The 14,288-nt window shown below is 53.0% G+C and carries 12 protein-coding genes, 1 tRNA gene and 1 pseudogene; all 14 read left to right on the forward strand.

Translation table 11 applies throughout. The annotated features are described in order from the left end of the window. Positions 1-121: 121 nt before the first annotated feature. Positions 122-550, forward strand: coding sequence for a L,D-transpeptidase (locus GGR95_RS07955; RefSeq protein WP_184564553.1), 429 nt, complete (start codon positions 122-124; stop codon positions 548-550). Further along, positions 551-1,375 carry a hypothetical protein gene (locus tag GGR95_RS07960; protein WP_184564555.1) on the forward strand — a complete coding sequence of 275 codons (825 nt, stop codon included), beginning with the start codon at positions 551-553 and terminating at the stop codon, positions 1,373-1,375. Positions 1,376-1,471: 96 nt separating this feature from the next. Continuing rightward, complete coding sequence (gene acuI, locus GGR95_RS07965) at positions 1,472-2,458, forward strand: acryloyl-CoA reductase (RefSeq protein WP_184564557.1); 987 nt, start codon at positions 1,472-1,474, stop codon at positions 2,456-2,458. 308 nt (positions 2,459-2,766) lie between these two features. Further along, positions 2,767-4,446 carry a BCCT family transporter gene (locus GGR95_RS07970; protein ID WP_184564559.1) on the forward strand — a complete coding sequence of 560 codons (1,680 nt, stop codon included), beginning with the start codon at positions 2,767-2,769 and terminating at the stop codon, positions 4,444-4,446. Between the two features lie 94 nt (positions 4,447-4,540). After that, positions 4,541-5,764 carry an aminotransferase class V-fold PLP-dependent enzyme gene (locus GGR95_RS07975; protein WP_184564561.1) on the forward strand — a complete coding sequence of 408 codons (1,224 nt, stop codon included), beginning with the start codon at positions 4,541-4,543 and terminating at the stop codon, positions 5,762-5,764. 67 nt (positions 5,765-5,831) lie between these two features. Further along, positions 5,832-7,256 carry a cryptochrome/photolyase family protein gene (locus GGR95_RS07980; protein WP_184564563.1) on the forward strand — a complete coding sequence of 475 codons (1,425 nt, stop codon included), beginning with the start codon at positions 5,832-5,834 and terminating at the stop codon, positions 7,254-7,256. Positions 7,257-7,446: 190 nt separating this feature from the next. After that, positions 7,447-7,887 (forward strand): TrgA family protein, encoded by a 441-nt coding sequence (locus GGR95_RS07985; protein ID WP_184564565.1) that lies wholly within the window; start codon positions 7,447-7,449, stop codon positions 7,885-7,887. A 6-nt stretch (positions 7,888-7,893) separates the two neighbouring features. Next, positions 7,894-8,997 (forward strand): gamma-glutamylcyclotransferase, encoded by a 1,104-nt coding sequence (locus GGR95_RS07990; protein WP_184564567.1) that lies wholly within the window; start codon positions 7,894-7,896, stop codon positions 8,995-8,997. 47 nt (positions 8,998-9,044) lie between these two features. Further along, on the forward strand, positions 9,045-10,079 hold the full coding sequence (locus GGR95_RS07995; RefSeq protein ID WP_184564569.1) for a cysteine synthase A: 1,035 nt from the start codon (positions 9,045-9,047) through the stop codon (positions 10,077-10,079). Between the two features lie 5 nt (positions 10,080-10,084). Then, complete coding sequence (locus GGR95_RS08000; protein WP_246423322.1) at positions 10,085-12,556, forward strand: DUF3772 domain-containing protein; 2,472 nt, start codon at positions 10,085-10,087, stop codon at positions 12,554-12,556. Beyond that, on the forward strand, positions 12,553-13,272 hold the full coding sequence (locus GGR95_RS08005) for an alanyl-tRNA editing protein (protein WP_184564570.1): 720 nt from the start codon (positions 12,553-12,555) through the stop codon (positions 13,270-13,272). The genes GGR95_RS08000 and GGR95_RS08005 overlap by 4 nt, the downstream gene beginning before the upstream one ends. 69 nt (positions 13,273-13,341) lie before the next feature. Continuing rightward, positions 13,342-13,431, forward strand: a tRNA-Ser gene (locus GGR95_RS08010). 247 nt (positions 13,432-13,678) lie between these two features. Continuing rightward, positions 13,679-13,979, forward strand: a pseudogene (locus GGR95_RS08015) (transposase); the annotation flags it as partial. A gap of 121 nt (positions 13,980-14,100) precedes the next feature. After that, positions 14,101-14,288 (forward strand): transposase (locus GGR95_RS08020; RefSeq protein WP_184564572.1); only part of this gene is annotated, 188 nt, incomplete at its 3' end.

The following is a 14,288-nucleotide window of genomic DNA, read 5'->3' on the forward strand; positions in this document are numbered from 1 at the left end:
TTCGCAGAGGTATGGAATACCGTAGTTTTTCTCTAGCTTAAGAAGTTAACCTTTGACTTGCTTTGCGTAACAGGGTGACTTCGTTGCGTAATAGTAAATCTACTCTGGGGAATTGTTAACTATGAAACTATTTGCATCTGCATTGTTCGCAGGATTGTTTCTTTTGTCTGCGCCTGCCAGCGTTGATGCGGGCCAGATCATTGCTAAGGTCGATGTGTCGGAGCAGATCATGCGCGTGTACCGCGACGGCAAGCAAATCTATAAATGGCCTGTCTCTACAGCCCGCAAAGGTAAAGTGACTCCACGCGGAGCTTGGAAGGCAAAATGGCTGTCAAAGGATCACAAATCCAGCCTGTATAACAATGCGCCGATGCCTTACTCGATCTTTTATAGCGGTAACTTTGCTGTTCATGGCACCAACCAAACCAGCCGCCTTGGGCGCCCTGCCTCTGCTGGGTGTATCCGTCTCAAGACCAGCAATGCGGCCAAGCTATTTGCGCTCACCCAACAGGTTGGTTTGAAAAATATGAAAGTGGTGGTGCAAAACTAGATGTTTTCGATTTTAAAAGCAGCTCTGTCCGATATCGCTGCCCGTCGGATGGATGTCGCCAAATTGATATTTCTGCCAATGCTTGCGAATGTGTTGGCCGAGATGAACCTGACACGCGTGTACATTGCCACAGATTATGTGGGCGGTACTGGTGCAGGTTTTTTGGCGTTCTTTGTCAGCATCGCTACCGTAGCTTTTGTTGCGGTTGGGTGGCACCGTATTGTGCTGCTGGGTGAAAAGGCAAAAATAGTAGCTGCGCCGCGTGGGGCGATTTATCTGAATTATGCCGTTTCTTGGTTTTTTATCGGCTTTGTTCCGATCCTTGGCGTTCTTTTGTTGGGTGTTGGTGTTTATGTAATAGCTGTTTTGTTTGGCTTAGATGCCGCGCTTTTTGATGAATATTACATGTATGTACCTGAGTTCGCGCAGGGGGTAGGAAGCATGTTTTACACGGGCATGGGCATGTTTGTTGTCGCTATGGCAGTGATTTGGTATTTGTTTCGCGTTGGTGTGGTCTTGCCGCACTTGGCTTTAGGTCACAATCACATCGGAATGCGTCGTGCTTGGGGGCTGACCCGACCGCAAGCGGGCCCGATCTTCGGGACTGCTTTGGTTGCAAGCGCCCTGCAATCGCTGGCTACGGTGCTACTTTTCGTCAGCACCTCGTGGGCAATTGACTATGAAACAGGTGAAACTTCAATATTGTCAGAATATGTTACTACCTTACTAAATGTGATGGTTTTTACATTTTCCGGGCTGATCGGAGCGGCCATCTTGACCACGATTTACAAAAGGATTGAGCCGAGCGAATTGCCTCGCTCTTAAGCCATGTGTACACCTTCCCGTGGGAGTGGCACTTTGGGCATCCAAAGAATTGCCAGATGAAACGGGAGGGGCTGTAGCCCCGTACAGGAGAGACATATGTTCAACGCACTGATCGTAACAAAAGACGAAGAAGGCAAAACAAGCGCAGAGATCACCCAGATCTCCGAAGATCAATTACCCGAAGGTGAGGTATTGGTTGCGGTCGAGTATACCACAGTAAACTACAAAGACGGTCTGTGCATGAGTGCGGGTGGCGGTGGATTGGTCCGTAATTACCCCCATGTGCCAGGTATTGATTTTTCAGGCACCGTCGAGGCATCATCCGATCCGCGTTATAAGGCGGGTGATAAGGTTGTACTGACCGGCTGGCGTGTGGGTGAGGCCCATTGGGGCGGGTATGCGCAAAAGGCACGTGTGAAAGCAGACTGGCTGGTGCCGCTTCCTTCAGGCCTGACACCACGTCAAGCCATGGCTGTTGGCACGGCGGGCCTGACCTCCATGTTATCGGTGATGGCGCTTGAAAACCACGGCATCAAATCGGGCCCTGTGCTGGTGACGGGGGCTGCGGGCGGCGTTGGATCGGTTGCGGTGGCGATATTGGCGGGTTTGGGCCATGAGGTTGCTGCGGTGACAGGCCGTCCCGAAACCGAGGAATACCTGACATCTTTAGGCGCAACACAGATCGTTGCACGTGAAGAGCTGAACGAGACCGTCAAACGCCCGCTGGAAGGCGAGACGTGGGGCGGTTGTGTGGACGCTGTTGGCGGCGCGATGTTGGCGCGTGTATTGGGGCAGATGCAATACGGGGCGTCTGTCGCCGCTGTTGGTCTGGCGGGCGGCGCAGGATTGCCGACAACTGTCATCCCGTTTTTGCTGCGCGGCGTGAACCTGCTGGGCATTGATAGCGTGATGCAGCCCTATGAAAACCGTTTGCGCGCTTGGGAGCGCGTGGCGAAGGATTTGCCGATGGACAAGTTGGAGGCGATGGTTGTGCCTGCTACGATGTCGGATTTGCCCAAGCTGACAACAGACATCCTGAACGGTCAGGTCAAAGGCCGCGTGGTTGTTGATATCAACGCGTAAAGTACAGGTATTCCTGCTCCAAAAGCGACATGTTTTGGGGCAGGAAGCGACATTTTTGATTTGCAAGGGTTTGACTAGAGGTTTTAGTGATTGCGCCTGCAGTGATGTGTTCTAACTATTTGATATTTAATGGTTAAATTTGATTTCACTAGAGGGCGGGAAGGCCCGATTGTCGCATTTGATCTTATTTTTTATTTCTACTGTTGAATAACTTAACTTATTGATTTTTAATAATTAGTTGTCCTGTTATACCCTGATTTGACCCTATAGAGTAGGTCCCTCAAATAGTAATGAGGAACAACTCTGATATGGCACTAAAACCACCACTTATGGACTTGCCAATCGAGACCGCTGATAGCGGTTTTTATAAAGGCTTTGCGACGTCTGTCGCCGTTTCGGGAAAGGTTCTGGTCGGAGCATTGATCCTCTGGGCCGTGGCCTTCCCTGATCCGGCGGCGGCTGCGCTGGCTGCAATCAACACTGTGATTCTGGCGACCTTCAGCTATTGGTACGTTTATGCGATGGCATTTTTCGTAATTGTCTCGCTGATCTTGGCCTTGTGGCCTGCCTCGGGCAAGCTCAAGCTGGGTCATCCTGATGACGAGCCGGAATTCAGCAATTTTTCTTGGTTTTCGATGATGTTCGGGGCAGGGATCGGGATTGGCATGCTGACCTTTGCCACTGCCGAACCGATTTACCACTTGGCGCAGAACCCCTCCACGATTCAGGGCATCACAGTCGGTGGCACCGCTGATAACGTGCGCGCCGCTTATGTCTGGAGCTTTACGCATTGGGGCATCGCTGCTTGGGCGGCTTACGCCGTTGTTGGTCTGAGCTTGGCTTACTTTTCTTACCGTCGCGACCTGCCGCTGACCATTCGTTCGGCGCTGACGCCGCTGTTTGGTAGTAGATTATCGGGGCCACTGGGCCACATGATCGACGTGGTTGCTGTTGTGGCCACTGTTCTGGGTGTTGCCCAAACATTGGGTTTTGGTGTTGAACAATTTGTATCGGGCCTGAGCCGTATCGGTTTCGGTGATTGGCTGTATACCGCAAAAGCGGATGGCGGACAGAAGATATCCCTCATTGCTTTGGTCCTCGCTTTGGTGGTGATCATGGGCGCATCGACACTGTCTGCGCTGTCTGGCGTTGGTAAAGGCATCAAGTGGCTGTCCAACATCAACATGGGTCTTAGCTTTTTCATCCTCGCGTTCTTCTTGATCTTTGGCTCCACCTTCTTTGGTTTACAGGCGCTGTTTGTCGGTATCTGGGATTACGTGATCTCGATCCCCGGTAACATCTTTACCGTTTGGTCTGGTGATGGTGTTGAGGGTTCCGTTGCGAACCAGCTGAAAGGCTGGCAGGGCGGCTGGACGATCTTCTACTGGGCATGGTGGATTGCTTTTGCGCCGTTTGTTGGTGTTTTCCTTGCGCGTATCTCGCGGGGCCGGACTGTGCGTGAATATGTGCTGGGTGCAATCATCATCCCATCCATCATGTGCTTTGTTTGGTTCGCCATCGTTGGCGGTACGGCGATTGATCTGGAACTGAATGGCGGCGCAAATGGTGCAATCATCGGGGCAGGTCAGGCAGACCAACTGTTTGCAATGTTGGCTGTGATCCTGAACCCGACGTTGGCTTGGATCATGTCTGTGATCGTTGTGATCTTGCTGCTGACCTATCTGGTGACCTCGGCTGACTCGGCTGTGCTGATCATCAACACGATCAATGCTGCAGGTGACGAAGGACCCAAAGCACGTCCCCATATTATCTTTTGGGGTGTAGCACTGGCGTTGGTTGTGGGTGGCTTGATTGTTGCTGGCGGCTTGGGCGCGATCAAAACTGCCATGGTTATCGGCGCATTGCCGTTTAGCTTTGTGATGGTTCTGATGGGGATTGCCGTCATCAAAGCCATCTGGCTGGATGGTCGTCGCGAAGCGGCTGGCATTCAAACGTTGGCTGATATCTCCGAAGTCCCTGCAGAGTAAACTTTGCTCAAGAAAACGAAAAAAGAAGCCCCGGAGGTATCCTTCGGGGCTTTTTACATTTGACGCAAACGCATTCCCGACCCATCGTGTTTGCATGAAACTTGATATTGATTTTATTCGCAGCCAGTTTCCAGCATTTGCGGAACCAACGCTGCAAGGGCAGGCGTTCTTTGAGAACGCAGGCGGGTCCTATACATGTGCGCCCGTGATTGACCGGCTCACGCGGTTTTATACTCAGCGCAAGGTGCAGCCCTACGCGCCTTATGCTGCCAGTACGCTTGGCGGCAACGAGATGGACGAGGCGCGCGCGCGCATGTCTGCCTTGCTGGGGGTTGAAAACGACGAGCTATCGTTTGGGCCGTCGACCACCCAAAACACCTATGTCTTGGCGCAGGCATTTGGCCAGATGCTGCAAGCAGGCGAAGCCATCATTGTGACCAATCAGGACCATGAGGCCAATTCGGGGCCATGGCGCAGATTGTCCGAGCGCGGGATTGAGGTGCGTGAATGGCGCATTGATGCCGACACAGGCCGTCTGGACCCTGCCAAGCTGGAAGAACTACTGGACGACAAAGTGCGTCTTGTCTGCTTTCCACATTGTTCCAATGTGGTCGGTCAAGTGAACCCCGTGACCGAGATTACTGCCCTTGCCCATGCAGCTGGCGCATTTGTCTGTGTAGATGGCGTATCTTACGCGCCGCATGGGTTTGTGGATGTGGGCGCGTTGGGGCCTGATATCTATCTGTTTTCGGCTTATAAAACCTTTGGCCCGCACCAAGGTTTGATGGTGATCCGCCGTCCTTTGGCCGAGCTGCTGCCCAATCAGGGGCATCATTTCAACGGCGGCACATTGTACAAGCGCTTTACCCCTGCCGGGCCTGACCACGCGCAGGTAGCGGCCTGTGCAGGTATGGCAGATTACATTGACGCGGTTTACGAGCATCATGGCGGAGGCAAGGCTGATGCCGCTGGACGCGGTGTTGCGGTGCATGATCTGATGCGAGATCACGAAACCGAACTGTTGCAGCAACTTCTGGACGCGGTGAAGTCGCGTAACTCGGTGCGGCTAATTGGGCCCGATACAGCCCATGACCGCGCCCCAACCGTTGCGTTGGCGCTTAACCGCCCCGGTTTGGATGTTGCACGTGATCTGGCTGCGCATGGCGTCATGGCAGGCGGTGGCGATTTCTATGCAAGCCGCGCCTTGAACGCGATGGGGGTGAATACTGACACAGGTGTGCTGCGCCTCAGCTTCACGCATTACACATCACAAGCGGAAATAAATCAGCTATTGAACGCTTTGGATGATGTTTTGTAAGCCTCTGCCCTTGACCCTGATGTGGCTGCCCTAACTCCTTAATCAAAACCTACCAAAGGCAGCCACATTGAACGATAAAACCCCCATTCTGATCTGGTTCCGCCGCGATCTGCGGCTGAGCGATCACCCCGCGTTACATGCCGTCTGTGCCACAGGACGGCCTGTGATCCCTGTGTTTATCCTTGATACGCAATATGACGCGCTAGGCGCCGCGCCCAAATTTCGCATGGGGCTTGGGATCGGGCATTTCGCAGAGGTGCTGAGTGCGCAAGGCAGTCGGCTGATTTTAAGAAAGTCAGCTAAGGCATTGGATGGCTTGCAAGAGCTGATCAAAGAGACAGGGGCGGAAACGGTCTATTGGACGCGCCAGTATGATCCCGATGCTGTCACGCGTGACAGCGCGGTGAAGGCCGCATTAAAGGAACAGGGGATCGAGGCGCGATCCTTTGGTGGGCATTTGATGTTTGAGCCTTGGTCGGTGCAGACTAAGACAGGGGGCTATTATAAGGTCTTCACGCCGTTTTGGCGCACTGTGAAAATCCGCGATGTTGAAGCCCCTTTGCCTGCGCCGCGCAGTTTGACTGCCCCAGAAAGCTGGCCTGCCTCCGATGATCTGGCGGATTGGCAGATGGGGGCTGCGATGCAACGCGGGGCCGAAGTGGTGCGTCCCTTTGTGCAGTTGGGCGAGCAAGCTGCACAATCACGCCTTGGGGTATTTTTGTCGGATAAAGTCTCGGATTATAATGAAAACCGCGATCTTCCCGCTGTTGATGGCACATCAAACCTCAGTGAAAATCTGGCATTAGGCGAAATCAGCCCCCATCAGTGTTGGCATGCAGGGCAACGCGCCTTTCATGAGGGCAAGGCAGGGGCGGAGGTGTTTCTCAAAGAGTTGGTGTGGCGCGAATTTGCGTATCATCTGATGCATCACACACCGCGTATCCTGACCCACAACTGGCGTGAGGAATGGGCTGGCTTTGACTGGAACGAAGACGAGCGCCGCTCGGAGGTGAGGGCATGGAAGCAAGGCCGAACAGGTATTCCTTTTGTCGATGCGGCCATGCGCGAAATGTATGTCACGGGGCGTATGCACAACCGTGGGCGGATGATTGTCGCCAGCTACCTTACAAAACACCTTCTCTGTCATTGGCGTATCGGACAAAAATGGTTTGAGGATTGCCTGATTGATTGGGACCCCGCAGCCAACGCAATGGGCTGGCAATGGTCAGCGGGATCAGGTCCAGACGCGAGCCCCTATTTTCGCGTGTTCAATCCGGTGACCCAGCTAGAGAAGTTCGACAAAGGTCATGCCTATGCTGACCGATGGATCGCCGAGAACAACGCCGCGCCCCATCAGGATGCATTGGCGTATTTTGATGCCATCCCGAAACAGTGGGGCATGGCGCCTGAAAACTCTTACCCCAAGCCTGTGGTCGATGTTTCGGAAGGGCGTAAGCGTGCTTTGATGGCATATGAAAATAAAGGTTTCTAGTTTCGGAGCTTCGTGCGCGATCAGACGCCAAGCGCTAGGTCATCCTTGGTCAATCAGCCGATCTAGGGCATGTGGAATATTTACCTCACTTCTACGTTAGCTATATTTGGGAGTGGAAATTATGCCATGATCCAGATTACGTTAGGAAAAACAGGGGAGTATTCCCTGCGTAACGAAGAAAGTCTTTTCAATGCCCACAGCTGCACGCCTTGTCGCGGCGATCTTGCTCGCCTCTTTTGGGTGGATAATGTCGGATATGATCCGGCCGTTGATGCCTGAAGGAACCGCTTTTGGCCGGTTCAATTATATAAATGCTGTCATCGGCCTTTGTGTCGGGTGGATCGCAATGGGAAGCCGCGCGGGACGTGGGATTGTCCCTGGTATCAACAACGGGTTTACGGGGGTCGTGCTTTTGTTCATCTGGGGTTTTGCGGTGCACTCTAGTATCCGCATGTTCCAAGAGTCGATGAAGCGCCGCTACGATGATCCTATGGAAGCGTTTGCGTCTATTTTCTTGATTGCATCCGACTTTGCTATCGAAATTGCAACCGCGCCGGTGATTATCACCTCGATTGCCTCGGCGGTGGTGATCGGATGTCTGGTGGAGTTTTCAGCAGGTCGTTGGCGTTAATCTGATATGAATTCACTCTTCTTCTACGGCTCATTGCGACATGTGCCTTTGCTAGAAACCGTTTTGGGCCGCAGGCTTGATGCTGTGAATTCGCGGCTTGCTGCTTTGGCTGGCTATGCGGTTTATGCGGTTGCTGAAGGCCCGTTTCCAATGTTGGTGCAGCAGCAAGGTGCCAACGCGCAAGGGCTGGTCGTCACGGATTTGTCCAAGCAAGATATCGCACGGCTGGATTTCTATGAGGGCGGATTTGACTATGACCTGATTGATGTGTCGCTGGAAGACGGTACGTTAGCACAGGTATATGTCTGCGCGGCTGATCGCTGGCAGGCACTTGATGTTTGGGACTTCTCTGATTGGGAACAGCGTTGGGCCGAAATGTCGTGTTTTGCGGCCGTAGAGGTCATGGGGTATTTCCTGACCCACACCCGCGATCAAGTTGCCGCGATGTTCCCTCAAATTCGCGCACGGGCGTGGTCCAAATTTTTGGGCGCATACCGTCATGCGGGGCAGGGTGTGTTTGAGGGCAAAGTCGAAATTGAAAAGATCACGCGCGCCTATGTCGGGTATTTTGCCTTTGATGAGGTGAGCCTGCGGCATGAGAGATTTGATGGCAGCATGTCAGAGCTTTTGGAGCGGTCGTATATGGTCGCCGGTGATGCGGCTCTGGTGCTGCCCTACGATCCTGTGAGAGATCGTGTGTTGTTGGTTGAGCAGGTGCGCATGGGGCCAATAGGGCGTGGTGATCCCGAAATTTGGCATTTGGAGCCGATAGCGGGGCGCATTGATCCGGGCGAAACAGCAGAGCAAGCAGCGCAGCGTGAAGCCCGTGAAGAAGCGTCACTTGATTTGAGCAAGCTTGAGTTGGTTTCAAAAGGTTACGCCAGCCCCGGTGAATCGACCGCATATTTTCACATTTTTGTTGGTCTGGCGGATTTACCGGACGCAGCCGCGGTGATTGGCGGATTGGCCGAAGAACAAGAAAACATCCGTTCGCGTTTGATTTCATTTGATAAATTCATGAAAATGGCGGAGCGGCAATCTCTTGCCAATACGCCGCTTGCGCTGCTGGCTTATTGGTTGGCGTATCATCGAAGCAGGTTGAGGTCTTGATGTGGCGTAGTTAGATATAGGGAGCATAGATTATAGAGGTGCCCCCCATGCATGTAGCGCGCGATCTGGAACAAGCTGTGGGCAATACGCCCCTCATAAAATTACGTCGTGTCAGTGCCGAGACGGGATGCGAGATTTACGGCAAAGCCGAGTTCATGAATCCCGGTCAGTCGGTCAAAGACCGCGCGGCCCTTTTCATCATCCGCGACGCCATTGCGCGCGGTGATTTGAAACCCGGTGGCACCATTGTTGAGGGCACTGCGGGAAACACAGGCATCGGTCTGGCGCTGGTAGGGGCCTCGATGGGGTTTAAATCCGTCATCGTCATCCCCGAGACCCAATCCGAGGAAAAGAAAACCATGTTGCGCCTTGCTGGGGCAGAACTGGTTCAAGTACCCGCAGCCCCGTACCGTAACCCGAACAACTTTGTTCGCTATTCCGAGCGTCTGGCGACTGAACTGGCGCGCACAAGTGAAGCAGGCGTGATCTGGGCGAACCAGTTTGACAACACTGCTAACCGCCAGTCGCATATTGAGACAACTGGACCGGAAATCTGGAAACAGACCGATGGCAAAGTTGATGGTTTCATCTGTGCTGTCGGTTCTGGTGGTACTTTGGTGGGGACGGCGATGGCATTGCAGCCCAAAGGCGTGAAAATCGGCATTGCTGATCCAGATGGTGCAGCGCTGTTTAACTATTACACCAAAGGTGTGCTTGAGATGGAGGGCAGCTCCATCGCAGAAGGCATCGGGCAGGCGCGCATCACCCGCAACCTAGAGGGCTTTACGCCTGACTTTGCCTATAACATCTCTGACGCTGAAGCGCTGCCAATGGTTTTTGATATGTTGGAACATGAGGGGCTATGCCTTGGGGCTTCCTCAGGGGTGAATATCGCAGGGGCCGTCCGCATGGCCCGTGAAATGGGGCCGGGTCATACAATCGTTACTGTTTTGTGTGATTTTGGAACACGTTATCAGTCGAAATTGTTTAATCCTACCTTCTTGCGTGAAAAAGGGCTTCCTGTGCCAGAGTGGCTTGATCGCGCGCCCGCTGAAATTCCTTCGGTATTTGAGGACGTGTGAAGCCAATGACGAACTCTCTAAAGTTGCGATTTGCTGCGGTTATTGCAGCGTTGATGTTCTGTGCTGGTGCTGTCTTTGCACAGGAACTGCCCGGGATAGATATGGACCGCTGGCAGGAACTGACGAACCGTGCAGAAGCATCGGTGGATGCTGGTGATATTGGGTCTTTGGAAAGTTATCGCGGTAGCCTTGCGCAATATCGCACGAAATTTGATGAGGTACGGAACCTGAACGCCTCGCGGATCGCAAGCTTGCGCGATCAGTTGACGTTGCTGGGCACGCCTCCTGCAGAGGGAGAAGGGGTGCCAGAGGCTGCCGAGGTCGTCGCGCAGCGCAAGGAACTTGAGACGCAACTCGCAGTTCTCAGCGCCCCAGTGCAAGTTGCAGATAGCGCGTATGCCCGCGCTGATGGCTTGATCGGTGAAATTGATACAGCCCTGCGTACCCAACAAACACAAGAATTGCTGGAGGTCATCGGAAGCCCTGTAAATCCTGCGCATTGGCCGGCCGCATATGATGCCTTGTATGACGCATTGTCACATGTTTGGGCTGAGGTGGATTCCGTGGAAGCTGCTGAAAGTCGGGCGGATTTGAAAAACAATTTGCCCCTGATCCTTATTTCCGTGATTGCAGGGCTAATCTTGATCGTTCAGGGACAAAAATGGTCAAAAAAACTGGTGGGATACTTCAGCCGTGAGGACGGTGGTGGATCTGCACTGGGTATTTGGCGGTTCTTGGTTTCGCTTTTGCGGATCGTGTTCCCCCTGTGTGGCCTTGCACTATGGAGTTATGCGGCTGGTTTGACCGGTTATTTAGGCGTTCGCGGCGAAGAGCTTGCGGTGGCTTTCGCAGTGCTGGGCGGACTTATGTTGGTCGTTCGCTGGATCGCAGAACAGATTTTCTCCAGGCAGGATTCTGACGCGTTGCTTCTATTCAGCGCAAAAGAACGCAGTCAGCTCCGTTTCACAGTAAGTGGCATTGGCTTGGTCGCCATCTTTAGCACGTTGATCTACCGTGTGCTTGAGTTAGACGAAGCCAGTAATTTGATCCAGTCGGTCATCAATTTCCCCTTCACGGTTTTGATCGGTTACGGGCTATTTCGGTTGGGTCGAATTCTGCGTCATTTCGGCCGCGAAACAGATGAACCTGAGGTGAATGAGCCGACGCGCGCCAGCACACTTGCTCTTTTGGTGCGGAGTCTTGGAACTTTCACCGTTGCAGTGGCGATTGGAGCGCCAGTGTTGCAAGCGATCGGCCTAAACAACGCAAGTTCGTTTGTGCTTGCTCCGACACTGCTCACGCTGGTCATATTGGGATTGGTGCTGGTTTTACAGCGGTTTAGTGCAGACCTGTACGGCGTCATCACTGGACAAGGCCTGCAATCTAGAGAAGCTTTGATGCCCATTTTCTTCGGGTTGATCCTGCTTATGTTGGCCTTGCCGATACTTGCCTTGGCTTGGGGTGTCAGAATTTCAGATATGACCGAGATCTGGGCCGCCTTTAGACGTGGTTTTGCGGTTGGAAATTCGCGTATCTCTCCGACTGACTTTCTAACATTTGCCGCAATTTTTACGGTTGGGTATTTGATTACACGCTTGGTGCAAGGGGCACTTAAAACCAACGTACTGCCCAAAACCAAAATCGACAAAGGCGGCCAGAACGCTATTGTCTCAGGTCTTGGATATGTGGGTATCTTCCTTGCCGCATTGGCGGCAATCACGGGGGCGGGTATTGACCTCAGTTCGCTAGCGATTGTGGCAGGGGCGCTGTCGGTCGGTATCGGTTTTGGTTTGCAAAATATTGTATCAAACTTCGTCTCGGGCATCATTTTGCTGATCGAAAGGCCGATCTCAGAGGGGGATTGGATTGAAGTAAGCGGCGGCCAAATGGGGTATGTCCGCGACATTTCAGTACGTTCCACGCGGATTGAAACTTTTGATAAAACCGATGTGATCGTGCCCAATGCCGATTTGGTCAGTGGGACAGTCACCAACTATACCCGCGGCAATACGCTGGGCCGTGTCATTGTGCCAATCGGTGTTGCCTATGGGACGGACACCCGTAAGGTGGAATCTATCCTGCGCGAGATCGCAGAATCTCAACCGATGGTTCTGGCAAACCCCGCGCCAGCAATCTTGTTTATGAAATTTGGGGCGTCATCTTTGGATTTTGAAATCCGGATGTATTTGCGTGACATAAACTGGAGCCTGGCTGTTAAAAATGATGTTAATCATGCCATTGCGCAGCGTTTTGTAGAAGAAGGGATTGAAATCCCATTTCCGCAGCAAGATGTTTGGTTGCGTACTGCACAACAACATACCCCGCCTGAACAACCGCCCGAAGAAACGGTTGCCCATGACACAAATCGTGTTCAGCAACGACCAGATGATTTTCTGGTAGAAGAAGACTCGGACGACGATGGCGACGTTCCTGCCGAGAACTCGGATACTCATATCGACGGAGACAGCGGCCTATGACCACAATGCTTTTTCGCGAAGACCCGTATATGCGCGATGCGACCTCGGAAGTGATTGCGCATACCGCTGAAGGCGGGATCGTTCTGGCCGCAAGCATCTTTTACCCCACAGGGGGCGGGCAGCCAGGTGACAGTGGTGTATTGGAATGGCAAGGCTGTCGTATCTCGATTGCCACGGCGGTCAAAGGGCAGGGTGATCAGATCATCTTGGTTCCATCCGAACCCTTACCCATGCCTCCGATCGGGGCGCATGTGGTCCAACATCTGGACTGGGACCGCAGGCACAAACACATGCGGGTTCACACGGCGCTGCATCTGCTCTCGGTTGCCGTACCTTTTGGTGTGACTGGGGGCTCTATCTCGGCCACTCACGGCAGGCTTGATTTTGACATGCCCGATGCGCCCGAGGACCGCGAAGCATTAGAGACGGCGCTGAATGATTTTGTTGAGGTAGATACCCGTGTCAGCGAAAGCTGGATCACCGAGGCCGAACTGGACGCGTCCCCACAGCTGGTGAAGACAATGGCTGTTAAACCTCCGCGGGGCAGTGGCGATATCCGGCTTGTGCGGATTGGTGAAGATAATGACTGGATTGATCTTCAGCCTTGCGGTGGCACTCATGTTGCGCGCACTGGTGAAATCGGTGCATTGCGGCTTGGAAAAATCGAAAAAAAGGGCCGGATGAACCGCCGAATTTATCTACATCTCGATTGTTGAACTTTTACGGTGCTTTAATGCAATTTTGGGCTTGCACTTGCGCCCGCTCCCTTGCTAAAGACCCCTAACGGACAGGTGGCCGAGTGGTCGAAGGCGCACGCCTGGAAAGTGTGTAGGCGGGAGACCGTCTCCAGGGTTCGAATCCCTGTCTGTCCGCCATATCAATTTGATTTTAAATGAAAAAATCAACGCTTTGATAATATACCCGCCTAAAAGCCCTCCAAGCGAAAAGCGATTGGATATGCTCGGTTGCAACTGATTATGCCTAGTATGCGACACAAAGCAGCCAGTCTTTCTGCTACGTTGGTTGCATCATCCAATAACGCTGCTCTAGGCTCAGGACCCATTAATTTACTTGAGGTGGTTCAGCCTTCATGATTCAATCTCCCGAAACGGGAGGGTACACATGAGCAATCTTTACTGGCGGACTGAGCATCAAATGGCGCGACTTAGGCTATATTTCCCGAAGAGCCATGGTGTGGCACGGGTAGACGATACGTCGCGTATTGAGCGGTATTGTTTTTACCAATCGCAATGGCTTACGGTGGTGTGACATACTCAGGGAATATGGCTCATACAAGACGCTCTACAGCCGGTGGAAAAGATGGAGTGACATGGGCGTGTTCGCGCGGATCATGATGGGACTGGCTGCTGAAGCTCCCGACAACAAGAGAATTTCGATCGACGCTACCTACCTCAAGGCACATCCATTGCCCCTCTCATGCATGTTTACATGCATGAGAGGGGCACGGCTTCCAGTTTAGGTGGACCTGTCGCGGTTTGATGCCGCTCCTTTGATAGCATTTACTGTAACAAAGGAGATAAACTATGGGACTGAAACGGACGGACGAATTTCGCCAAGATGCGGTGCGTATCGCGCTGACCAGCGGGCTGACACGCAAACAGGTGGCTGACGATCTTGGTGTCGGTATGTCGACGCTGAACAAGTGGATTACGGCACACCGAGAGACGAACGTAGTGTCGAATGAGGATTTGGGACTGGCTCAAGAGAATGA

The organism is Sulfitobacter undariae (genome assembly GCF_014196805.1).
GTDB classification, from domain to species: domain Bacteria; phylum Pseudomonadota; class Alphaproteobacteria; order Rhodobacterales; family Rhodobacteraceae; genus Sulfitobacter; species Sulfitobacter undariae.